Raw genomic sequence first — 23,817 nt, 5'->3', positions numbered from 1 at the left:
CAATCTCTCCAACTGCTTCACGATGAAGTTGCCAGCCGCTTCGCGATGGATCAGCGCCACCGACTCTTGAGGAACACCCGATGAATATTGCCGTCCGAACGATAATTCTGACCGGCGCGACGCGAGGCATTGGCCGTGAAGCAGCACGGGAGATCCTCCGGAGGGCCCCAGGGACCCACCTCGTGATCCTGGGCCGAAGCGCGTCCGCCGGTGAAGTCATGCCGAGCCTGCGAGAGATTTCGCCTCACGTCTCGACCATCGACATTGACCTAGCCAGCATGGCTAGCGTCACAGCAGCAATTGCGCAGGTGGAGGATCACTTGAATTCGGGGGCTTTACCGCCGCTGAGTGGACTCATCTTCAACGCCGGCGTCCACCTCTCTAGCGCGTTGGAATCCACTGTTGACGGCTACGAGAGGACCTTCGCTGTGAACGTCATGTCGACCCATCAACTGCTCCGTCAACTCCACCCGCATTTGACATCGCCCAGTCGCGTAGTGGTCACGGTCAGTGATGCCCATTTCGGGGATCTTCGGCACACCGCAGGGACTATGCCACCTCCTCGATGGTCCGACCCTGAGATCCTCTCTCGGCCCGGAGCATTCGACTCTCCAGAAAAAGTGCGGTCCGGCCGCCGTGCATACGTCACCAGCAAACTTGGTGGTGTGCACCTGGTTCACGAATGGTCCCGTCGACTGCCTGAGGGAATCGACATCGTGGCCTATAACCCCAGTCTCGTGGTGGGCACCGGTCTTGCTCGTGAAACTGGCGGGGCCTTCCCCTTTCTCATGAGGAGGGTGATTCCAGTACTGGCTTTGACGCCCCTCGTGGACACTCCGATGCCCGCGGGGCAAAAACTCGCCGATGTCGCTCTCGGGGCCACTGTCGCCACGAGTGGCAGCTACGTCCACCGAGAAAAGATCGCGGCATCGTCTTCCGAGTCCTATGACCTCGGGCGCGAGCTCCGTCTGTGGAGCTGGCTGGAACAAGAGCTGGGGGAGAGCAGTCCGGGGCCTCCGCACGCGTCGTCGGCGACATGACGAAGCCCCCGCCGACCTCACCCGGAATGGACGCGGCTCCTGTTCTCGGACACTCCCCATGAGGAATCAGCCGGGCTGAAAGCACGACGCACCAGGGCAGGTTTTGAAGGTGAAGGCCACCGGCGGGTTGGATTGAGCCTGGAGGAGCTCAGGGATGACGACGCGAGTCCTCCGCGTGTGTCCGACCCAGTTGACTGCGACGCGACGTCGTAGTTTTAGCTCATCCCATGAGACTTCTTCCCGCAACGTACCTGGCTTCTTACACCCTTTCGGCTTTGGGGAACTCGATCGCGGCCATCGTGCTGCCTCTGCTGGTGCTCCAAACCACCGGCAGCGCGTTAGCAGCGGGCACCGTAGCGGCAGCTACCATCGTGCCCGCCGTCCTGGCCGGGATCTTCATGGGCGTCGTGATCGACAGGATCAATCGACGGACCTCATCAGTGCTCACGGACCTCGTCTCCGCTCTCGCGATGGCGGCCCTGCCCATCGTCGACATGATCACAGGGCTCTCTGTTGGCTGGTTCATCCTCTTCGGAATCATCGGCGCCATCGGAGACGTCCCCGGAATCACCGCACGCGAAGCTCTGCTCCCCGCCATCATCCGGCACGGCAGGGTCTCCGCTGAACGAATCACCGGCACCCGGGAGGCACTCGGTGCGGTGGCCGTGCTCGTCGGTCCTGCCGCCGCAGGATTCATGCTCACTGCCTTGGGCGGCACCGCTGCCCTCTGGGTCACGGCTGGCACCTCCCTGGCCGCTGCGTTGCTGACCCTGTTGATTCCGCACCATGTAGGAACACTCGAAGGCACCGCCCCCGTCAGCGGGGCCCCGGTACGCCGAGTTTGGGGTCAGTTGCGAGAAGGGTGGACCGAGATGATTCACAACCAGTTCGTTCTGGTCACCACCATCCTGACCACATTTGCGGTCATCGCCATCGGCGGGCTCCAAGGCATCATCCTGCCGCTCTACTTCACCGAGATTGACCGCCCAGGCCTCCTCGGATTGGTCCTGAGTGCCATCGCCGCCGGATCGCTGGTCGGTGGAGGGATCTACGCTGTCGCTGGAACTCGAGGATCACGCCGCGGTTGGTTTGTCACGGGTTCTCTGGGCAGCATGCTCGGCCTTGCCATCGTGGCGTCGTTGATGTCCGTGTGGATACTGTTCCTCGGCGCGTTCGTCCTTGGACTCTCGGTTGGTCTCTTCGGGGCCCTGGTCGGGGTGCTTTCCATCGAGCGCATACCGGAGGACAAACGCGGCCGAGTGCTAGGCACCCAGAACACGTTCGTCACAGCAGCCTCGCCCCTGGGCATCTTTCTGGCCGGTGCCATGACAGAAGTCCTGGGACTCCATACTGCACTGGTGGTGCTCGCTACCCTGTGGTCTGTTGGTCTCCTGGTGGCGTTGTGCGCCCGGTCGATGCGTAACCTGGATCAACCGGTCCCCACTGCCAAAGAGCTGGAGGCGATGCATGATGCGTAGCCGCGATCTTGCTGACCGCGCCGGCATCACCGTGCGTACGCTGCGTCACTATCACCAGATCGGCCTCCTGGAGGAGTCGGCGCGGTCCAGCAATGGTTACCGCGACTACGACACTCACGCGCTGGTCAAGGTCCTGCGGATCCGACGCCTGGTCACCCTCGGCTTCTCGCTGCCTCAGATCGCGACCATGCTCGATGGCAATGAGCCGCCACCAGGCACAATGTTGGACGCCCTGGACGTGGAATACGCGGCACAGATCAAGCACCTAACTCGGCAGCGCGAACTGTTGTCTCACCTCAGACGATATGAGGCCTTGCCCGACCTTCCTCCGGAAATCGCCCCGTTCCACAGCGTCTTGCGACAATCTGGTCTGCCCGACAGCGCGGCAGCGACCGACCGAGACCACACTCTGCTCCTGCTGCACCTCATTGGCGCAGAAGGACAAGATTATCTGCGAGTGATCTATGAACTGCTCAGCCACCCGCACCGAGCCTCGTCTGTGGCGGCCGCAATGACGGCGTGGGCGAGCCTTGACGGTGAGAGCACCTCTGACGAGATCGTAAAGCTCTCCCATCAGCTCACCGACCTGTTCCTGCCTGTCATCGATGAACTTGCGGCACTGACAGAAGATTTTCCGGATTTTTCGGAGCCGCCTGAGCAGACTTTTCAGCAACACACCACGAACTACCTCACCTCAGCACAGCGCGCCGTCCTCGAGAGAGTCCGAGCTGACCTCGACAAGTCAGCCGACAAGTCAGCCGAGAAGAATAGGCAACGGTCACACCATGACCCTGACAGAGGACCCTGAGCCTTGTCATCATCACAGCCCACCCAAACACCGGGTCCCCTCGGAAGGGCTTCTCGGCATGAAGCCTAAGCGTGATCGCTGCGCCCGTTCGGCCCGTGCTCGCCGGGTTCCCGGTCCTCGGCCAGAAAGCCGTTCAGCAGCTCGGTGAGCTCGGCGTCCTGCGGGATCTCCTCGCCGTCCAGGTGGGTCACGGGGGCGACCAGACGCACGGAGGACACCAGCCAGACCCCATCGGCATCCACCAGGTCCGAAGGCTCCAGCGGTCCATAGCCCAGCTGCCAGCCGGCGGCCTGGGCGGCGGCAAAGATGGTGCCCTGGGAGGTGCCGGGCAGGATCCCGGAGCTGCGCAGGGGCGTGACCAGCTCAATCCCGGTGCTGCCGTCCTGCTGCGGGACCCGTCGGGCCATCAGCACGGTCGAGGTCGGCCCCTCCAGCACCTGGCCGTCCGATGACGTGAAGATGACATCGTCCGCCCCGTGGGACATGGCGTAACGCAGGGCGGCCATGTTCACGGCATAGCTCAGCGACTTGGTGCCCATCAGCAGCCACGGCGCGCGCTCCGCCACCCCGGAGTCCATGCCGCGGTCCAGCAGCAGCACCTTCAGGCCGCGCTCACGGGCTGCGGCCAGTCCCGGGGACACGGGGGAGACCAGCACCCAATACGTCCCGGTCAGACGCTCGACGCCGGCCCCGCCCCTGACGTAGTGCCCTCCGCCGGGCGCGCCCTCGGGACCTCGGGTGGCCACCAGCTTCACCACGGCGTTCATGCCCGGGTTGCCGGCGGCGAACGCCTCCAGCCCGGCCGCGGCGGCCCGCCGCCAGTCGTCTGCCGGCGGGAGGGTCATCTCCAGTGCCTCGGCCGAGGTGGCCAGCCGAGCTAGGTGGGAGTCCTCCTTGCGGACCCGCAAAGGTGCTCCCGAGCCCGGGCTCGAGCCGGAACCCTCGGCCGCCACGGCGGTCATGGTCTCGAACACCCCGTCCCCCCGGGTCAGGCCCTGGTCCGTCACCAGGATGGCCGGTCGGCGCGGATCGTCCACGCGCAGGCTCACGCCGGAGGGGGCTGCGGTCGCGGAATCAGCAGGGGCAGCGGAACCGGAGCTGCCCGTGGAACCGGCCGGGCCGGCGTCGGGCTCGAGATAGACGACCACGGATTCCCCGGGACCCGGGACGAACGGTGCAGCTGGCTGGGGCGACTCTGTCATAGGCCACAGCCTACGCAGGAGGGCGGGGCGCATCACGGATGCGCCCCGCCCTCCTGCGGTGGTGATGCGGTGTCAGACCCGGGTCAGTGCGGGGTCGTCGTCGCGGCCCCCGCCGTCCCCACCGTCGCCGTGGGGCCCTCCGCCGTTGCCGCCGCCGGCTCCGTCAGCGCCAGCCAGCTCCGGATCCGAGTAGCCGTGGCTGCGCTCCAGCGAGGCACCCTCGACGTCCACGTTCGGCAGGATCCGGTCCAGCCACTTCGGCAGCCACCAGGCGGCGTCGCCGAACAGGTGCATCAGGGCCGGGATCAGCAGCAGCCGGACCACGAAGGCGTCCACGAGCACGCCGAACGCCAGGCCGAAGCCGATCGGGCGGATCATGGCGGATTCGGAGAACACGAAGCCGCCGAACACGCTGATCATGATGATGGCCGCGGCGATCACCACGGAGCGGCCGGCCTTCAGCCCCTGCTGGACCGCCACGCGGGCCGAGGAGCCGTGGGCGTAGGCCTCTCGCATGCCGGTGGAGATGAACAGCTGATAGTCCATCGCCAGGCCGAACAGCACGCCCACCATGATCGTCGGCAGGAAGGCCAGGATCGGGGCCGGGTTATGGACCTGGAAGACCGAGGCCAGCCAGCCCCACTGGTAGATGGCCACCACGCCACCCATCGCGGCGAAGGCGGAGAGGATGAACCCGCCGGTGGCGATCAGCGGCACCAGCAGCGAGCGGAACACCACGATCATGATGATCAGGGACAGCCCGACGACGACGCCCAGGTACAGCGGCAGCGCGTCGGCGAGCTTCTCCGCCACGTCCACGAATCCGCTGGTGGTGCCGGCCACGGCCAGGTTGGTGGACTCTGACTCCGGCTCCGTGGCTCGCAGCGTGTGCACCAGTTCCTCGGTGGTGACCGCGTTCGGGCCGCCCTCCGGGATGACCTGGAACATCGCCATGCCGTTGTCCTCGGACACGGCGGCCGGGACCACGGAGGTCACGCTCTCGATGCCCTGGAGCTGCTCGGCGACGGCCAGCTGCTCGTCCACGATCTCGGTGTCCGTCAGACCCTCCGGCAGGTCCGCGGTCACCACGAGGGGACCGTTGCGGCCTTCGCCGAACTTCTCGCCCAGGGTCTCGTAGGCCTGGTAGCTGGCCGACTCCGGCGGCTCCGAGGCGCCATCCGGCAGGCCCAGGCGCATGGAGAAGAACGGGATGGCGATGACGGCCAGCAGCACCACGGACCCGACGGCGGTGAGCACCGCGCGCACCGTGGACATCGGCCGGGGTGCCCGGCCGGTGGAGGAGGCGTGCTCCGCATCGGCGGTGTGCTTGCCGGTGCTGGCCGTTCTGGTGGCTGCCGCCACTGTGGCGTCCGCGGCAGCCCGCTCCTTCTTGGACAGCACCCGGTACTTCGCCAGGCCCAGCAGGGCCGGCATCATGCTGATGGCGATCAGCACGGCGAGGGCCACGCAGACGGCACCCACGGTGCCCATCAGGCCCAGGAACGGGATGCCGGTGACGTTCAGGGCGGCCAGGGCGATGACCACGGTCAGGCCGGCGAACACCACGGCGTTGCCGGAGGTGCCCGTGGCCAGGCCGATGGACTCGTGCAGCGGGACGCCGTCCTTGAGCTGGCGCCGGTGGCGGTTGATGATGAACAGGGCGTAGTCGATGCCCACGGCCAGGCCGAGCATCAGGCCCAGCACCGGCGTCACGGACAGCATGTCGATCATCCCGGAGAACGCCAGTGTGCCGGCGGCGCCGATGGCCACGCCGATGAGGGCGGTCAGGATCGGCAGGCCGGCGGCCACGAGGGTGCCGAGCATGATGAACAGCACGATGCCGGCGATCACCAGCCCGATGACCTCGGCCGGTCCGGCGATCTGCGGGATGGCCTGGGAGAGGTCGTTCGCGGGCAGCACCTCGACGCCGGCGATGTCAGCCTCGGTCAGGGCGGAGACCACCTCGTCCTTGATGGCCTGCTCAACCTCCATGGCCGGGAGGGTGAAGGACACGGTCCCGACGGCGGCCGTGCCGTCCTCGGACACGGTCCGGTAGTCCTGTGTCAGGGCCAGCATCTGCTCACCCTGGGCCAGCTCGGTCTCGCCGTCCGCCAGTTCCTGGGCGGACTCGTCCAGAGTGGCCTGGTTCGTCTCGATCTCACCGCGGCCCTCGTCGAGCTGGGCGCGGGCGGCATCCAGCTCCTCCTGCTGGGCGTCCAGGGCGGCCTGCTGCTGCTGGAGCTGGGCCATCGTCGCGGCCGGGGCGCCGGCCGCCTCGGCCTGGGCGCGTGCCTCGTCCAACTGGGCCTGGCCGGCATCGAGCTGTTCCTGCCCGGAGTCCAGTTCGGTCTGAGCCGCGTCCAGCTGGGCCACGGCGTCATCCAGTTGGGACTGGCCGTCCTCAAGCTGCTGACTGCCGGCCTCGAGTTCGGCGCGGCCGTCCTCCAGGTCCCGCTGGCCGTCCGCCTTCTGCTGTTCGGTGGTGAAGGGGTCCAGGGTGGAGTCGACGCCCTCGGTGTCCCCGACCTCGGCCATCAGATCGGTGATCTGCTGTTCCTGCTCCGCCGTGAACTCGGAGCCGTCCGCGGTGCGGAACACCACGGACCCGGCGCCGTTGGCCGCCTCGGGGAATTCCTCGGTCAGCCGGTCGGTGACCTGGCTGGTGGGGGTGCCCGGAATGGTGATGGAGGAGGTCAGGGTTCCGCCGAAGGCGAGGAAGCCGCCCACGGCCAGCGCCAGTACCACCAGCCAGCTGCTGATCACGGTCCACGGGCGCTTGGACGACCCGAAGCCGAGTCGGTAGAGCAGTTCAGCCATGAGGCGTCACTCCTTGAGGAGAAGAAAGGGCGGCCAGGAGAATCGGCGGGCGGGTCATGCGGCGGCCTGCCGCCACCCAACACGTCCGGCAACGACTATAATAGACGCAACGTCTCGTATCGAAATGACCGATGTGAGATGGGCCACGAACGGCAGGTCATAGGCTGGCGAACACATCAGTTTGGCGGACAGGTCACCAGAGCAGGAGGACGTCATTGAGCGTCGGGGCGGAGAAGCCGGTGGAGCACCGGGGCCGGCCGCGCAGCGAGAAGTCGCGCGTAGCCGTGCTGGAAGCGGCGGCGGACCTGATGGTCGGCTGCGGTTTCCAGGAACTCACGGTCGAGGGGATCGCCGCCGCGGCGGGAGTCGGCAAGCAGACCATCTACCGCTGGTGGGGCTCCAAGGCCGGCGTGGTCGTCGAGGCCCTGGCCGAGGGTTTCCTGGAGATGCCCCTCGGGGTGCCCCAGGACACCGGTGATCTGCGCGGCGACCTGGGCGCCTGGCTCGCGGCGCTCAAATCCGAGATCGAGGAGCCGGAGGTCTCCCGCCTCATCCAGACGATCATGTCCGCCCTGACCTCCGCCGGGGAGACCTCCGCCGCCATGCACTCGGCCTTGGTGCAGCCGATCATGGCCGGGCTGGACGCCCGGTTCCAGGAGCACGACCGGAATCATCCGGGGGTACTGGCCGCGCCGCCGCAGTTCCTCGCCGAGACGGTGGGAGCGAGTCTGCTGCTGCGCCTGATGTTCTCCCGGCCCCTGACCACCGAGTGGATCGACCAGCTGTTGGACCTCGTGGTCCCGGCTGGGAGACCTGACTCACCGTAGGCTGGGGTGATGCTCTGGCCCACCGCCGAGTTCGGCATCTTCCCCGACTGGCTGACAGTCATCTTCTGGATCGTCGACGTCGGCATCCGCATCCTGCTGCTCGGCATCGTCCCGGGTGGCCGCCGCCCCGCGGTGGCGATGGCGTGGCTGCTCATCATCTTCTTCCTGCCACTGCCCGGCCTCATCCTGTTCCTGCTGTTGGGCTCCTTCCGGCTCGGGGGCCAGCGCCGATCCCGCCAGAAGGCGGTCAACGAGGCGCTCGGCCAGGCCACCGCCCACCTGCAGCTGCCCAATGACGCCGGCATGGCACCGCGGTATGTGGTGTCGGCGGCGCGGTTGACCCGGAACCTGACGAGCTTCCCGATGCTGGACGGCAACGAGTTCGAGTACCTCACCGACTACCGGGCGTCCATGCAGAGGATGGCCGCGGACATCGACCGGGCCCAGGACTACGTCCACCTGATCTTCTACATCCTCGCGGACGACCCGAAGGACCGGCAGGGGTACGCCTCCGTGGTGCTCGAGGCCCTGGAGCGGGCCCATGCCCGGGGCGTGACGGTGCGGATCCTCTTCGACCACATCGGCTCGATGCGGGTCAAGGGCTACCGGCAGCTGCGGCGCCGGTTGGATGCGGCGGGGCTCGAATACCAGCTGGCGATGCCCGTGCTGCCCTGGCGTGGCAAGTACCAACGCCCGGACCTGCGCAATCACCGCAAGATCCTCATCGTGGACGGGCTGGTGGGCTACACCGGCTCGCAGAACCTCGTGGAGCCCGGCTACAAGCGGGCCTCGTCCCATGCCATAGGCCGGGAATGGGTGGACCTGATGAGCCGCATCACCGGCCCCGTGGTCGCCTCACTCGACGTGGTGTTCGTGACCGACTGGTTCGCCGAGACCGGAGACGAGCTCGAAGGTCGATTCCGCGAACCCGACCCGGCTGAGCTGGAGGTGGACGACGGCAGCATCGCCCAGGTCATCCCCTCCGGCCCCGGATTCTCCAATGAGAACAACCTGCGCGTGTTCAACCATCTGTTCTACTCCGCCCGGGATCGCCTCGTGGTGGTCTCGCCGTACCTGGTGCCGGACGACTCGATGCTCTACGCCCTGACCACCGCGGCCCAGCGCGGGGTGGACGTGGAGCTGTTCGTCTGCCGCAAGGCGGACCAGTTCATGGTCCACCACGCCCAGCAGTCCTACTACGACGCCCTGTTGAAGGCCGGCATCCGGATCTTCCGCTATCCGGACCCCAATGTGCTGCACGCCAAGCTGTTCACCGTGGACAACGACGTGGCGGTCTTCGGCTCCTCCAACATGGACATGCGCTCCTTCTCCCTGAACATGGAGGTCTCGGTGCTGACCGTGGGCTCCGAGACGGTGGAGGCGCTGCAACCCGTGATCGAGGACTACCGGGCCGTGTCCGAGGAGCTGACCCTGGCGGAATGGCAGGCCCGGCCGCGGGCCCAGCGTTGGGTGGACAACGTGTTCCGCCTGACCTCCGCCCTGCAGTGACCCGTCCCGGTCAGGCGTCCGGGAAGGCCGAGCCGAGCACCCGGAGCACGCCGTGGGCCTTGGTGCGCACCTCGTCCCATTCCTCCTCCGGTACGGAGTCCGAGGTGATCGCCCCGCCCACGCCAAGCGAGAGGTGCGTGCGCCCGGTGTCCCGCACGGCCGACGCCGGCCCTGCCGACTCCACCGGTTCCCCCGCTGCAGACGGCGCCGGCACCGCGACCAGCGTGCGGATCAGTACGTTCAGGTCGGCCGCGCCATCGGCGGAGAGATAGCCGGCCACCCCGGAGTACACCCCGCGCGGCCCCGCCTCGAGGTCCTCGAGGATGTCCATGGTGGAGATCTTCGGGGCGCCCGTCATCGACCCGGGCGGGAAGGCCGCGGCGAGCGCATCGGCCCGCGGCACTCCGGGCTGCAGCTGGGCGGTCACCGTGGAGACCATCTGGTGCACCGTCGGGTACGACTCGATCGCGCACACCCGCGTGGTCGCCAGTGTCCCCGGCCGGGCGAACCGCGAGAGGTCGTTACGGGCCAGGTCCGTGATCATGATGTTCTCGGCCCGGTCCTTGGGGGAGGAGGCCAGCTCCTCGGCCAGCGCGCGGTCCTTGTCCGGCGTGGCCCCGCGCGGGCGCGTTCCCTTGATCGGCTCCGTCACCAGCCAGCCTCCCGCCGCACTCGAGGAGACCGAGAGGAACCGCTCGGGGCTGGTGGAGAGGATCTGTACCGGCCCGCCCCCGGTCTGAGTCCCGCTGCCCGTCTCGGCTCCGCGCCCGACGCCGGCCCTGGCCACCTGGGCGCGCAGGTACAGGGTGAACGGGGCCCGGTTCGCCTCGGCGAGCCGCCGGTAGGTGGACCAGCCGTCGAAGGCGTCCACCGTGGACTCCAGGGCCGTGGTCAGGCAGACCTCGTAGGTGTTCCCCTCGTGGATCTGCTGCTGGGCCGCCCGGATCTTGGTGAGGTATTCCTCACGGGTGTCCCGCACGGTGAAGACCGGGGGAGTGGCGGGTGCTGCGGCGGCCCGGCCCTCCGCGCGGTCGGCCGGCTCCCCCTCCGAACGCTCAGCCGACAGCCCGTCCGGGAGCCCCTGCGACAGCCCCTCGCGCAATCCATCCGTCACCCGGTCCGCCCACTCGGGCCCGCCCGGATCGTCGGCAGACCAGAAGAGGGTGGTGGTGCCGGCCATGTGGTCCACGCTGGCGCCCCGCTCCGGGTGGAACAGCAGTGCCTCGGGTACGGCCGGCGCCGCCTCGTCGGCGGCCGCGGCCAGCGTTGCCGCCCCGTCCGGGGAACCGGCCTCGCGCTTGATGCCGTAGCCGATCCAGCCCATCCAGCCGGGCTGGAAAGGACTGTCCGCAGGACCGGAGTCGCCCGGATGGCCTACACCACCCGCACGGCCGGGGGTGCCGGGCGCTCCCAGGCCTGCCGGGCCGGCGTCGTGCCCTGCCGCGGGGTGCCCGGTGCTGGGGCCGCCAGGCCAGACGGTGGCCAGCCACGGGAAGAACGCACCGGGGCGCCGCAGGGTGAGCAGGCCGGAGGAGACGGTGGTGACGCCGCTCGTGTGGGTCGCGACGGTCGAGGAATCGGTGGCCAGGCCGATGAGGGAGTGCCGGCTGCGCTCCGGTGCGGGCGTCACGTCCCGGTCCGAACTCTCCAGCAGCAGGGCGGTCGCGGCGTCCGGGCCGCCCATGGCGGCGAAGAGCGCCCTCGGCTCGGCGGCGGTGGCCAGGGTGCGGCGTTCCCACTGGGGCGGGCCGGGCGCCGGCACGAGGGCGAGCGCTGCCTCCCAGCCGGGCAGGGAGCGCAGGCCCTCCACCAGGTCGGCCGCGGCCCGCGGCGTGGGTCCGTGGCCGTTGAGGGTCAGCCAGGCCGCCTCCGCCACCTCGTCCCCGGCCAGGTAGGCGTCCTCCTGCGCGGCCCACCGCTCCCAGTGTGCGGCGAAGGTCTCGCCGTCACGCCGCAGCGCGCGCCGCTGGCGCTCGCCGTCATCCATGGCCACCCAGGCCACGGCATCCAGGTGCGGACGGGCGTTCCGGTTCCCCGCCCCCACGCCTTCGAGGATCACGACGTCGGCCGGCGGAGTGACATCCGCGCGTCCCGGCGCATCGGCTGTCCAGTCCCACCAGGTCCACTGCGCGGTGCGGCCCTGGGCTAGCGGGGCGACGACCTCGTGGACGTAGGTGTCCAGGGAGTCGGCGAGGCCGTCCCAACCGGGATAGATGGAGTCCAGGTGGAAGACGGCCACCTCCAGGTGGGGCCGCAACACGGCTGCCGTCTCCACGGCGAGGGAGGTCTTGCCTGCGCCGGAGCGGCCATCGATCGCCAGCAGGAGGGGAGCTCGCAGGCGTCCTCCCGCGGCCTCCGTGCGGGGTTCGGAACCAGCGGTGGATGTCATGACTGGACGTGGGGAGGTGGAGGGGCCGCCTGGGCCTCGAAGGAGTCGAGGGCCTCGGTGGCCGCCGCCAGGACTTCGATGGCGGTCTGCATCTGCTCCGGTGTGAATCCGGACAGGCGGTCGGTCATGGTGCGGGCCATCGGCATGAAGATCTTCCGGCCGTCCACGGCGGCGGTGTCCGTGTGGGAGATGCTGACCCGGCGCCGGTCCGTGGTGGAGGGGGTGCGCTGGGCGTGGCCGTTGGCGACCAGGCGGTCCACGAGGGCCGTGGTGGAGGCCGAGGTGAGGCTCAGCATCCGCCCGAGATCGGTGGGGCTGGTGTTCAGGCCGGCCGCCTGCCGTTGCATGAGGATGGTCAGGGCGCGCAGGTCGGTGCGGTGCAGGCCGCTGCGGTGGCCGGCGGCATCGACGGTCCGGTCCGCCACCTCGGCATACCGGCGCAAGGCATGGATCAACTGAAAGAGCTCGGCGGACTCCTGGCCGGACTGCGACATGGGCCCTCCTTCCGCCGGTGTCTGACGCTCCAGTCTACTGAGCGGCAGTGACCAGGAGATAACTCGAGAGCAGGTATCTCGATCATCGAGTGAATGAGGTAGCGTAGTGCCCATGCCAGAGAACCCCCGACATCGGGCCGAGCCCGAAGCCGCCGACATCCAGCCGGGCCATCAGTCAGACCTCCAGTCAGATCGTCGGCCTGATCACCGCGCCGAGACCCGGCCAGAGAACCGGCCGGACCGCCGTTCGGGTCAGGAGAAGAAGCGTCCCTGGGGCACGGTGTGGATCCGGGTGGTGGCCGCGTCCGTCCTGGTCCTGGCCTGGTTGGCCGGCACCGGCCTGGGTGGACCGACCTTCGGCAAGCTCGGGGAGGTCTCCTCCAATGACCAGTCCACGTTCCTGCCGGCCTCCGCCGAATCCACGCAGGCCGGGGAATGGGTCTCCCGGTTCACGGACAGTGAGCAGATCCCCGCCCTCGTGGTCCTCGGGCTGCCGGACGGGCAGGCGCTCGCCGAAGGTGCCGAGTCTGCCGGTGAGATGCAGGCGCTGGCCGGATTCGGTGAGGAACTCGGCGCGGTGGAGGGCGTGGACCAGGTCATCGGCCCGGTGCCCTCGGAGGATCGGGAGGCCGTGCAGTACATCGCCCTGGTCAACACGGAGTCGGCCGAGTCGGATGCGGTGGTCGAGGACTTGCGGGCCGTGGCCGCCAACTCCCAGGCGGACCTGACCGGTGCCGGCAATGGGGGTCTGGACGGAGCCGAGATCCACGTGGCCGGGCCCGCCGGACTTGCTGCCGACCTGGCTGGTGCGTTCGCCGGCATTGACGGGATCCTGCTGGCCGTGGCCCTCAGCGTGGTGTTCGTGATCCTGGTGCTGGTCTACCGCTCCGTACTGCTGCCCCTGCTGGTGCTGTTCAACTCCGTGGCGGCCCTGTGCGTGGCCATCCTCGCGATCTACTGGATGGCCGCTGAGGGGTGGATCGCTTTGAACGGCCAGTCGCAGGGGATTCTCTCGATCCTCGTGATCGGCGCCGCCACGGACTACTCCCTGCTGATGGTGGCCCGCTACCGGGAGGAGCTGCGCGTCCGGACGAAGGTGGCCACGGCGGTGCGGAACGCCTGGAAGGGTTCCTTCGAGCCCATCACCGCCTCGGCGGCCACGGTGGCGATTGCCCTGTTGTGCCTGCTCTTCTCGGACCTCAACTCGAACCGGTCCCTCGGCCCGATCGCGGCCTCGGGCATCGTCCTGGCCTGGGCGGCATCACTGTCCTTCCTGCCGGCGGTGCTCTACCTCGTGGGACGTGCGGCCTTCTGGCCCTCAATTCCCCGGCCGGGCACCGTGTCCCGCAAGGACGCCCGATTCCGCCAGCCCGTCGATGCCGCCGGCACGCCGATCCGCGGACTGGAGTCCAACCACGGGGTGTGGACCAGGATCGGCGCCCTGGTGGCCCGCCGTCCCCGCGCCGTGTGGATGGTCACCGCCGCGGTGCTGCTGGTCGGAGCGGCGGGCATCACCCAGCTCCAGGCCAGTGGCGTCCCGCAGACCGAAGTCCTGCTGGGCGAGAGTGACGGCAAGGCCGGGCAGGTGGTGCTCGAAGACCACTTCGACGCCGGCACCGGTGCCCCGGCCACGATCATCGCCCCCGCAGACCGTGCGGACGAGGTCCTCGAGGACGTCCAGACCACGGACGGCGTCGCCTCCGCCTACCTCACCGCCGAAGGCGGCGGCCCGGCAGGACCTGCAGGCGAAACCGCAGGCGCCCCGGAGGGGGCCGGACAGGGCGGTCCGCCGGCCGAGCCGCTCGAGGTCGACGGCCGCGTCTACCTGCAGGCGACCCTCGCGGATGCCGCGGACTCCATGGAGGCCGAGCAGACCGTCGTCGCGCTCCGGGAGGGCCTGCACGCCGTGGACCCGGGAATCCTGGTGGGCGGGACCACCGCCACCAACCTGGACACCAACACCACGGCGCAGGCCGACGTGCGGACCATCATCCCGCTCGTGCTGATCGTGGTGCTGGTCATCCTCATGGTGCTGTTGCGCTCCGTCATCGCGCCGGTCCTGCTGGTGCTGGCCACCGTGCTCAGCTTCGGTACCGCCATCGGCGTCTCGGCGCTGGTGTTCAACCACGTGCTGGGCTTCTCGGGAGCAGATCCCACCGTGCCGCTCTACGGTTTCGTGTTCCTCGTGGCGCTCGGCGTGGACTACACGATCTTCCTCATGACCAGGGCCCGGGAGGAGGCGTTCTCCCTCGGCACCCGGGCCGGGGTGCTCAAGGCCCTGACGGTGACCGGTGGCGTCATCACCTCGGCCGGGGTCGTGCTGGCGGCCACCTTCGCAGCGCTCGTGGTCATCCCGCTGATGTTCATGGTGCAACTGGCGTTCATCGTGGCCTTCGGCGTCCTGCTGGACACCTTCCTGGTCCGCTCACTCGTGGTTCCGGCGCTCACGTATGACATCGGGCCGAAGGTCTGGTGGCCCTCCAAGCTGGCCAGGACCAGGTGAAACAGCAGGGCCCCGTCATCATGATGACGGGGCCCTGCTATGTCCCACGCGGTCTCTGTGCCACGCGGTGATCAGGACTTCTTGGCAGCACCCTGCTTGGCCGCACTCTTCTCCGTGGTGGCGCCCGCCGTGCTCAGCTCGCCGGCGGCGTTGGTGAGGAAGGAGCGCAGGAACCACTGGAACTGCTCCAGGTCCCCGGTCTGTCCGATGAGGATGTCCTCGGTGATCGGGTCCAGCTTGCCGGTCTCGTCGATGGCGTTGCGGTGGTCGGCGATCACGCCGTCGTAGACCTGGTCCAGCGCGGCGATGTGCTCAATGGTGTCCGCCCGGCCCAGGGAGTAGTCATCCCAGGTCCGCTCAGCCACCAGCGCGCCAGGGGTGCCCCCGGGGGATACCCCGAGCGTGGCGATGCGCTCGGCGATGACGTCGACGGCGGCGCGGACCTCGTCGATCTGGGGGTCGAGCATCTCGTGGACGCCGATGAAGTTCGGACCGACCACGTTCCAATGGGCGTGCTTGAGCGTCAGCTGAAGGTCGTTGAGGGCATGGAGACGCATCTGGAGGATTTCGGCGACGCGGTGCCCGTCCTCGATCTCCAGACCGGGCACGGTGTACTTGGCCTGGGCGTCCTTGGCCTTGCTGTTTTTCGCTGCCATCGTGACTCCTTTCGTGCGGCGCCGACTGTCGGTACTGCATTGCGCCGCTGTGTCGATGCCCTCACTCAAACACCCCGTTAACTTGCCCGCAAGGCAACGAAGCCTCACCTTCGTTAATGTGACTTACTCAAAACAGGCCCGGGGTCAGCCGTGACGCTCCTCAAATGCCACCGCCGGGTGTGGGCGAAGGGCCTCCGTGGGCCCGCCGGGAATGAAAGCCGGAAACCTGTGGTTGTCCACATCGAAGGCAAAGTTGAGTCAGGGTGACTCAAGGCAGATTGACAGAGACCTCCTGGGCATGAAACCTTGAGTCTTGAACGCTCAGGTGACTGGATGGCGGGGAAGCCCGCAGGCCCCGGCCGTCAGTCCGGCACCATGCGGCGTCCGGCTCTTGCAGCCCTCGAATCGTCCGTCAAGGAAAGGAACCGCCCATGTCCCGTGCAGTGGGAATCGACCTCGGCACCACCAACTCTGTCGTCTCCGTCCTGGAGGGTGGCGACCCCGTCGTCATCGCCAATGCCGAAGGCTCCCGGACCACCCCGTCCGTCGTCGCCTTCTCGAAGTCCGGCGAGGTCCTCGTCGGTGAGATCGCCAAGCGCCAGGCCGTGAACAACCCCGAGCGCACCCTCGCCTCCGTCAAGCGCCACATGGGCACTGACTGGAGCACCGAGATGGATGGCAAGAAGTACACCGCGCAGGAGATCTCCGCGCGCACCCTGATGAAGCTCAAGCACGACGCCGAGGACTACCTGGGCGAGAAGGTCACCGACGCGGTCATCACCGTGCCGGCCTACTTCAACGACGCTGAGCGTCAGGCCACCAAGGAGGCCGGCGAGATCGCCGGACTCAAGGTCTCCCGCATCATCAACGAGCCGACGGCTGCCGCGCTGGCCTACGGCCTGGAGAAGGGCAAGGAGGATGAGCTCATCCTGGTCTTCGACCTCGGCGGCGGCACCTTCGATGTCTCCCTGCTCGAGGTGGGCAAGGATGAGGATGACTTCTCCACCATCCAGGTCCGCTCCACCTCCGGTGACAACCGCCTCGGCGGCGACGACTGGGATCAGCGGGTCGTCGACTGGCTGCTGACCCAGGCCAAGTCCAAGGGTGCCGACCTGTCCAAGGACAAGATCGCCCTGCAGCGTCTGAAGGAAGCGGCGGAGCAGGCCAAGAAGGAACTGTCCTCCGCCACTTCCACCAACATCTCGCTGCAGTACCTGTCCGTGACCGCGGACGGGCCGGTGCACCTGGACGAGCACCTGTCCCGTGCCAAGTTCCAGGACCTGACCAAGGACCTGCTCGAGCGCACCCGCAAGCCGTTCGAGGACGTCATCAAGGAAGCCGGCGTGTCCGTCAAGGACATCGACCACGTGGTCCTCGTCGGCGGTTCCACCCGTATGCCGGCCGTGGCGGAGCTCGTCACCGAGATGACCGGCGGTCAGGAGCCGAACAAGGGCGTCAACCCGGACGAGGTCGTGGCCGTGGGCGCTGCCCTGCAGGCCGGTGTGCTCGCCGGTGAGCGCAAGGACGTGCTGCTGATCGACGTCACCCCGCTGTCTCTGGGCATCGAGACCAAGGGTGGCGTGATGACCAAGCTCATCGAGCGCAACACCGCGATCCCGACCAAGCGGTCGGAGACCTTCACGACCGCCGAGGACAACCAGCCCTCCGTGTCCATCCAGGTCTTCCAGGGCGAGCGCGAGTTCACCCGGGACAACAAGCCGCTGGGCACCTTCGAGCTGACCGGGATCGCCCCGGCCCCGCGTGGCATGCCGCAGGTCGAGGTCACCTTCGACATCGACGCCAACGGCATCGTCCACGTCTCCGCGAAGGACAAGGGCACCGGCACCGAGCAGTCCATGACCATCACCGGCGGCACCTCGCTGTCCGATGACGACATCGACCGCATGGTGAAGGACGCCGAGGCCCACGCCGCGGAGGACAAGGAGCGCCGCGAGGCCGCCGACCGCCGCAACCAGGCCGAGCAGACCGCGTACTCCGTGGACAAGCTGCTCGCGGACAACGGGGACAAGCTGCCCGAGGACATCAAGACCGAGGTCCAGGCCGACGTCGACGCCCTCAAGGCCGCCCTGGAGAAGCCGGCCGGTGGAGAGAGCGACGATGAGGTGAAGGCCGCCTACGAGAAGCTGCAGGCGTCCCAGACCAAGATCGGTGAGGCTCTGTACGCCTCCCAGGCCTCAGAAGCCGGCGCTGCCGGGGCCGAGGGTGCCTCCGGTGCCGACTCCGGCACGGCCGGCGAGGACGAGGACATCGTCGACGCCGAGGTCGTGGACGAGGAGGAGCCGAAGGACGGCGAGTCCAAGTAAGGCCCGTCCAACGTCGTTGATCCCTAGCTGATACCGGCCCGTCGTCCGACGGCGGGCCACCGGACCCGGGCCGGTCGGCCCCTGTCCCTGCACCGTCAGGGCAGGGCCGGCCGGCCCCGGGGCTACCGGAGGAAAGGACCCAGACCATGCCGAACCACGGTAATGAAGAAGACCGCGAGCGCGAGGAGCCGGTGAGCTTCCAGGACAAGCGCCGGATCGACCCGATGACCGGGAAGGTCCGCGAACCGGCGGGCCAGCCCGCCGACGCCGCTGAAGAACGAACCAACACTGACCAGGACGCCGGCTCCGGTGCGGCGGATGCGGACGGAGACGCGCTCTCCCAGGCCGAGCAGATCCTCAACAGCGTCGCTGACGCCTCGGACGAAGGTGTCACCGGCGCCCAGGACCCGGAGCTGGCCGGCGCGACGGCCCGCGAGGAGGAGCTGCGCAACGACCTGTTGCGCGTCCAGGCCGAGTTCGTGAACTACAAGCGCCGCGTGGACCGGGACCGGGACGTGTCCAAGGACAACGCCATCCAGTCCGTCCTGACGGCCCTGCTGCCCGTGCTGGACGACCTGGACGCGGCGCGCGCCGCGGGGGACCTCACCGAGGGCCCGTTCGCCGCGATCGCCACCAAGTTCAGCACGGTGCTCACCGGCTTCGGGCTGGAGCGGCAGGACCAGGAATCCCTGGTCGGCCAGCCGTTCGATCCGACCCGCCATGAGGCCATGCTGCGTCAGCCGAGCCAGGAGATCCCGGAGGAGCACGTCGTCCAGGTCTTCCGCAACGGCTACCTCCGCGGTGAGCGCGTCCTGCGCGCGGCCCAGGTGATGGTCTCCGCCGGCGAAGGCTGACCAGACCTCCGTCAGACAGGAAAGGAGGCACCATGGCCTCACAGGATTGGGTGGACAAGGACTTCTACGCCGTCCTCGGTGTCTCCAAGGACGCCTCGGAAGCGGACATCAAGAAGGCCTACCGGAAGCTGGCCCGCAAGTACCATCCGGACCAGAATCCCGGTGACGATGCCGCCGAGAAGAAGTTCAAGGAGGTCACGGAGGCCAACTCCGTGCTCTCCGACCCGGAGGAGCGTCAGCAGTATGACGCGATCCGGGCGATGGGGTCCGGGGCGCGGTTCTCCGCGCCCGGTTCCGGCGCGGGCGGCCCTGCCGGCGGCGGTTTCGAGGATATGTTCGGCGGACTGTTCAACCCCGGCGCCGGCCGCGGACGTTCCGGGCCGACCACCGGGGACATCCCGCCTGAGTTCGCCGATCTGTTCGGTGGCTTCGGCGGCCCTCCGACCAAGGGCGCGGATCGCACCGCCAGTACGAGCATCTCCTTCGCCGGCGCCATGCGTGGCACCACCATCTCCCTGCGTGCGGCGGACGGCGAGGTCATCGACGTCCGGATTCCCGCCGGCATCAAGGACGGCCAGAAGGTCCGCTCGCGTGGCAAGGGCTCGCCCGGGGCCGCTGGCGCCGGTGACCTGATCGTCACTGTCAGCGTGAAGGACCACCCGTTCTTCCACCGCGACGGGAACAACCTGCGCGTTCAGGTGCCCATCTCCTTCAACGAGGCTGCCCTCGGCGCCACGATCGAGGTGCCTACGCTGGACGGCTCCGTGAAGGTCAAGGTTCCCGCCGGCTCATCCTCTGGGCGCGTGCTGCGCGTCAAGGGCCGCGGCGTGAAGTCCGCCAAGGGCTCGACGCCGGCCGGAGACCTCCTGGTCGAGCTCCAGGTCGAGGTGCCCACCGCTCTGTCCGATGACGCCCGTGCCGCCGTGGAGGCCTTCGCCGCCGCGACCACGGGACACCATCCGAGGACGGGGCTGGCGGACAAGGCCCGGCTGTGACCACGTTCTGGGAGGAGCCGATCTACGTCATCTCGGTGGCAGCCGAGCTGGCGGACATGCATCCGCAGACCCTGCGCCAGTATGACCGGATCGGACTGGTGGTCCCGCGGCGCCAGGGTGGCCGGCAGCGCCGCTATTCGCGTCAGGACGTGGACCGCCTCCGCACCATCCAGCAGCTCAGCCGGGACGGCGTCTCCCTGGAGGGCATCCGCCGGATCGTGGAGTTGCAGGGCGAGGTCGAGCAGTTGCAGAACACCGTGGCGGAGCTCGCCGGGCAGATCCAGGCGTTCCACGCCTACGCCCGCTACCCCCGCGTGTTCACCGCCGGAGCCACCGGGGACGTGACCAGTACCTTCGACGCCGGCTCGGAGGGATCGCGGCACGCCTCCCGAGCCCGGGACAAGGAGACGGCGGCCACCATCGAGCGCGCCCGCCGGGCCGCCCGATGGCGCCGTCCGGCCGCGGCTCTGTCCGCCGCTCCCGGCATCTTCGAGATCACCGCCGGCTCCGGCCCCGCCTCTGGGATCACCGCCGGGAACCGGGACTACCCCGCCGAGGGATCGGAACCGCGTCCTGGCACGACGTCCACGGTGCGGATATGGAAACGCCAGGGCTGAGGCCGGAGCAACCGGCGGAGCCTGCTGAGCCGGTCGCGCCTGACGGGCCGGTCACGCCTGACAAGCCGCACACGCCTGACAAACAGGTCGCGCCGGTTGCTCGCCGGGACATCTGGGACGCCGCCGAGCGGGATGCCACTCGGGCCCGCCTCCGGGCGGACATGCGCCGCCGCCAGAGCCTGGGCCCGCGCCAGAGATCCGCCCTGGACGGTCTGGTGCACGCCCTGAAACCGGGCTCCATGGACCGCTCCTACCCCGAGCGGCATCTGCTGGCCTATGACCTCGGCACCACCCTGCGACCGGCCGCCGCCGCCATCGCCGTGGGGGAGCCGTCCACCGCCAGCCATCTGACCTGGCAGGTCTCCGGCATGGGGATCTTCGTGCACACCGCCATGTGGGGGGCCGTCCGGGAGGCCGGCCAATTGTGGGCCGCCCAGCGGGAGGCAGGGGCACCACGGCCGTGCGTGGTGGCCTGGCTCGGCTATCACCCGCCCGGCCCCTGGGGCGTGCTGTCCGGACAGTCCGCCCTGCGCGGCGGCGCCCGGCTGGCACGTCACCTGGACGGCTGGTTCGACTACCGCGAGCGGCTCGCTTCGGGCTCCGCCCCCGCCGTTGAGACCGGGTCGTCGGCGCTCCCGCACACTGCCGTGGAAGCCCATTCCTACGGGAGCGTGGTGGCCGCGCGGGCCCTGCAGATCCTGCAGCGCCGCGAGCCGCCGCGCAGGCTGGACGCGCTGGTGGTGTCCGGCGTGGTGGGCCTGCCCCGTGATCTGGCGGGGGACCCGGGGAAGCTGGGGCTGACGGCCGAGCACATCTACCTCGCCCTGGCGGAGACCGATTACCTGTCCCGGCTAGGGCGGCTGCTCTCGCGGAGGCCACCCTGGACCCGGTTCACGCCGCTCCAGGTCGGGGCAGATGACTCGCGTGGTCTCGCCGGCGTGATCGGGCACAACACATCGCGGCATCGGCCTGATTCCGGTCCGCTTCACCGCGGCTTCGGCTACCGGGACGTGGGAACCACGTCGCTGTACCGCATCGCCCGTGCGACGGCGGGTCTGCCCCTCGACTGAGTCTCGACTCGTCCGGGTGCTACCGGAAGACAAGAACGCCCCGTTCTCCGCCGGTAGCCGGCGGAGAACGGGGCGCTTCGCACTGGCTGACTGTCTCAGTGGCAGTCAGGGCAGGGCAGTGCCGGTGTCAGCTGGTGGACGTTCCCTGGCCCGGCCGGCGGCCCTGGGCACCGGGGTCCGGGGCCTGGTCCTGGCTGGATACCTCGTCAGCGCTGGCGTCAGCGGTGGTGCTGGCCGTGGTGGCGAGGTGCTCGGTGCCTTCCGGCGTCCAGCCGTCGGCGTAGGTGCCGGTCTCATAGTCGTAGTCGACCGGCTGACCCTCCTCGTCGGTGCGCTGGTACCACTCGGTGACCTGATCTGAGGTGGAGTCGAAGTCGGCACCGGCGCCGCGGCCCTCGGGGGCCTCGCGCACGGAGAGCTCGAAGTCGTCGCCGTGCTCCTCGATGCCGCGGCGCACGGCATTGTTGATGGCCGTCTTGGCGTAGTCGCGGCGGATGGCCTCGGGGTCCGTGGACAGGTCCCGCAGGAACGCCACGACCATCAGCAACAGGATGACGGAGAACGGCAGGGCGATCAGGATGGTCAGGTTCTGCAGCGCTGTCAGCACGGTCTCGCCGCCGGCCAGCAGCATGACCACGGCGATGCCCATCATGCACAGGCCCCAGAAGATGACCACGAGCTTGTTGGGCTCCGGATTGCCGCGGGAGGACATGGTGCCCATCACCACGGACGCCGAGTCCGCCGAGGTGATGAAGAAGATGGCCAGCACCACGATCACGACGACCGGGGTGATCTGGGCCAGCGGCAACTGGGCGAACAGGGAGAACAGCAGCGACTCCGCGGAGGCCTCGCCGTCCATCCCCTCCACCCCGTTGCGGTTCATCCAGATGGCGGCCCCGCCGAAGACGGTGAAGGCAAACACCAGGATGGAGGTCGGCACGCCCATCACCACCACCACGAACTCGCGCAGGGTGCGCCCGCGGGAGATGCGGGCGATGAACACACCCACGAACGGGGTCCAGGCGATCCACCAGGCCCAGTAGAACGCCGTCCAGAAGGACTGGAACTCCACGGTGTCCGCGCCCCAGGACAGCGACTTGCCCATCATGGAGAACATCTCGTCCGCGTACTCCATCACCCCGGAGGGCAGCAGGTTCAGTAGGAACAGGGTGGGCCCGGCGATGAACACGAACAGGATCAGGCCCAGGGTCATCAGGATGTTGATGTTGGACAGGTAGCGGATGCCACGGGCCACGCCGGACACGGCGCTGACGATGAAGGCCATCGTCAGGATCCCGATGATGATGATGAGCCCGTTGTTGCCCAGCGCGCCGGCGCCGGCGACGATCTGGACGCCCTCGCCGATCTGGATGGCGGCCAGGCCGAGTGTGGCCGCGGTGCCGAACAGGGTGGCGATGATGGCGAAGATGTCCACCACCTTGCCCGCGAGGCCGTCTGTGTGGCGGGCGCCGAACAGGGTGCGGAACACCGAGCTGATCAGCGGCACGCGGCCGCGGCGGTAGGAGGCGTAGGCGATGGCGCCGCCCACCAGGGCGTACATGGCCCAGGCGTGCAGGCCCCAGTGGAAGTGCGACTGTGCCATGGCCTGGTGTAGGGCGGAGTCCGTGCCGGCGGCCACGGTGTCCGGCGGAGGCGCGAGGTAGTGGGACAGGGGCTCGGACGGGCCGAAGAAGAAGATCCCGACGCCGATCCCCGCGCCGAACATCATGGCCACCCACGAGAACCGCGAGAACTCGGGTTCCTCGTCATCACGGCCCAACCGGATCTTGCCGAAACGGCTGAAGCCGATGTAGAGCATGGCGCCGAGGGATACGATCGCGGTGATGTTCAGCAGCCAGCCGGCATTGGTCATGGACCAGCCGAAGGCCGCCGTGGAGACCTCGGACACGGACTCCGGCGCCATCACGCCCCACGCCACGAACGCGACGATCAGCAGTCCCGTGACACCGAAGACGACCTTGTCCAGGCCGAAGCGGTTGCGCTGCTCGTCCACGCCGATGCCTGGCACCAGGCCGGGGTGGATGTCGTGCGGGTACATCCCGACGGCGCCGGACGTCTCCAGCGGACTCTTCGGCAGACCGGGTGTGGCAGAGGAGGGGGTGGTGTCGGGCACCGGGGTCCCTTCGATTGTGACCCGCCCAGGGTAACGCGCAGACCGGACCTGCCGGGCGCTTCGCTGGCGCCCTGGGGGAGGCCGGTGGATGATTCGGCCT

General features: G+C 68.7%; 17 protein-coding genes. 11 read left to right on the top strand and 6 right to left on the bottom strand.

Going from position 1 to position 23,817, the window contains the following annotated elements; genetic code table 11:
• Positions 1-80: 80 nt before the first annotated feature.
• The 3 genes from BOSE125_RS11635 (at position 81) to BOSE125_RS11625 (ending at position 3,326) form a co-directional block, all read left to right on the top strand.
• Positions 81-1,040 (top strand): SDR family NAD(P)-dependent oxidoreductase, encoded by a 960-nt coding sequence (locus BOSE125_RS11635; RefSeq protein WP_159552710.1) that lies wholly within the window; start codon positions 81-83, stop codon positions 1,038-1,040.
• Between the two features lie 227 nt (positions 1,041-1,267).
• The gene (locus BOSE125_RS11630; RefSeq protein ID WP_159552708.1) at positions 1,268-2,518 is read left to right on the top strand and encodes an MFS transporter; all 1,251 of its coding nucleotides are present in this window, start codon (positions 1,268-1,270) and stop codon (positions 2,516-2,518) included.
• Complete coding sequence (locus BOSE125_RS11625) at positions 2,508-3,326, top strand: MerR family transcriptional regulator (protein ID WP_159552706.1); 819 nt, start codon at positions 2,508-2,510, stop codon at positions 3,324-3,326. The genes BOSE125_RS11630 and BOSE125_RS11625 overlap by 11 nt, the downstream gene beginning before the upstream one ends.
• 65 nt (positions 3,327-3,391) lie before the next feature.
• On the opposite strand, the gene BOSE125_RS11620 is transcribed toward BOSE125_RS11625, so the two are convergent.
• Both BOSE125_RS11620 and BOSE125_RS11615 read right to left on the bottom strand, forming a co-directional pair.
• Positions 3,392-4,528, bottom strand: coding sequence for an aminotransferase class IV (locus tag BOSE125_RS11620; protein ID WP_159552704.1), 1,137 nt, complete (start codon positions 4,526-4,528; stop codon positions 3,392-3,394).
• Positions 4,529-4,600: 72 nt separating this feature from the next.
• Positions 4,601-7,345, bottom strand: coding sequence for an MMPL family transporter (locus BOSE125_RS11615; RefSeq protein ID WP_159552702.1), 2,745 nt, complete (start codon positions 7,343-7,345; stop codon positions 4,601-4,603).
• 215 nt (positions 7,346-7,560) lie between these two features.
• Here BOSE125_RS11615 and BOSE125_RS11610 point away from each other — a divergent pair, with 215 nt between their 5' ends.
• The gene (locus tag BOSE125_RS11610) at positions 7,561-8,172 is read left to right on the top strand and encodes a TetR/AcrR family transcriptional regulator (RefSeq protein ID WP_159552700.1); all 612 of its coding nucleotides are present in this window, start codon (positions 7,561-7,563) and stop codon (positions 8,170-8,172) included.
• A 9-nt stretch (positions 8,173-8,181) separates the two neighbouring features.
• A complete protein-coding gene (cls, locus tag BOSE125_RS11605; protein WP_159552698.1) occupies positions 8,182-9,681 on the top strand; it encodes a cardiolipin synthase in 1,500 nt (499 codons plus the stop codon).
• 10 nt (positions 9,682-9,691) lie between these two features.
• Here the strand turns inward: cls and BOSE125_RS11600 are convergent, their stop codons facing one another.
• Positions 9,692-12,070, bottom strand: coding sequence for a chorismate-binding protein (locus BOSE125_RS11600; protein ID WP_159552696.1), 2,379 nt, complete (start codon positions 12,068-12,070; stop codon positions 9,692-9,694).
• Positions 12,067-12,564: a MarR family winged helix-turn-helix transcriptional regulator gene (locus BOSE125_RS11595; RefSeq protein ID WP_159552694.1), complete on the bottom strand. Its 498-nt coding sequence runs from the start codon at positions 12,562-12,564 to the stop codon at positions 12,067-12,069. Before BOSE125_RS11595 ends, BOSE125_RS11600 begins: the two co-directional genes overlap by 4 nt.
• A gap of 112 nt (positions 12,565-12,676) precedes the next feature.
• Here BOSE125_RS11595 and BOSE125_RS11590 point away from each other — a divergent pair, with 112 nt between their 5' ends.
• Complete coding sequence (locus BOSE125_RS11590) at positions 12,677-15,067, top strand: MMPL family transporter (RefSeq protein ID WP_159552692.1); 2,391 nt, start codon at positions 12,677-12,679, stop codon at positions 15,065-15,067.
• 71 nt (positions 15,068-15,138) lie between these two features.
• Here the strand turns inward: BOSE125_RS11590 and BOSE125_RS11585 are convergent, their stop codons facing one another.
• Positions 15,139-15,723 carry a Dps family protein gene (locus BOSE125_RS11585; RefSeq protein WP_159552690.1) on the bottom strand — a complete coding sequence of 195 codons (585 nt, stop codon included), beginning with the start codon at positions 15,721-15,723 and terminating at the stop codon, positions 15,139-15,141.
• Between the two features lie 431 nt (positions 15,724-16,154).
• On the opposite strand from BOSE125_RS11585, the gene dnaK reads away from it, so the two are divergent.
• From dnaK to BOSE125_RS11560, 5 genes are all read left to right on the top strand, one after another.
• The gene (gene dnaK / locus BOSE125_RS11580; protein ID WP_159552688.1) at positions 16,155-18,047 is read left to right on the top strand and encodes a molecular chaperone DnaK; all 1,893 of its coding nucleotides are present in this window, start codon (positions 16,155-16,157) and stop codon (positions 18,045-18,047) included.
• A gap of 146 nt (positions 18,048-18,193) precedes the next feature.
• The gene (locus BOSE125_RS11575; RefSeq protein WP_159552686.1) at positions 18,194-18,901 is read left to right on the top strand and encodes a nucleotide exchange factor GrpE; all 708 of its coding nucleotides are present in this window, start codon (positions 18,194-18,196) and stop codon (positions 18,899-18,901) included.
• Between the two features lie 32 nt (positions 18,902-18,933).
• Complete coding sequence (locus tag BOSE125_RS11570) at positions 18,934-19,896, top strand: DnaJ C-terminal domain-containing protein (protein ID WP_159552684.1); 963 nt, start codon at positions 18,934-18,936, stop codon at positions 19,894-19,896.
• Complete coding sequence (locus BOSE125_RS18255; RefSeq protein ID WP_371300595.1) at positions 19,893-20,513, top strand: heat shock protein transcriptional repressor HspR; 621 nt, start codon at positions 19,893-19,895, stop codon at positions 20,511-20,513. The genes BOSE125_RS11570 and BOSE125_RS18255 overlap by 4 nt, the downstream gene beginning before the upstream one ends.
• Entirely contained in the window at positions 20,495-21,583 is a 1,089-nt protein-coding gene (locus tag BOSE125_RS11560; protein WP_236557942.1) for an alpha/beta hydrolase, read from the top strand. The genes BOSE125_RS18255 and BOSE125_RS11560 overlap by 19 nt, the downstream gene beginning before the upstream one ends.
• Positions 21,584-21,710: 127 nt before the next feature.
• Here BOSE125_RS11560 and BOSE125_RS11555 read toward each other — a convergent pair whose 3' ends face one another.
• Positions 21,711-23,717, bottom strand: coding sequence for a BCCT family transporter (locus tag BOSE125_RS11555; RefSeq protein WP_236557941.1), 2,007 nt, complete (start codon positions 23,715-23,717; stop codon positions 21,711-21,713).
• Positions 23,718-23,817 lie beyond the last annotated feature (100 nt).

Origin of the sequence: Citricoccus sp. K5 (assembly GCF_902506195.1) — a bacterium.
Lineage (GTDB): Bacteria > Actinomycetota > Actinomycetes > Actinomycetales > Micrococcaceae > Citricoccus.
The sequence above is the reverse complement of the archived record's forward strand: the minus strand, read 5'-3'. Positions and strand labels throughout refer to the sequence as shown.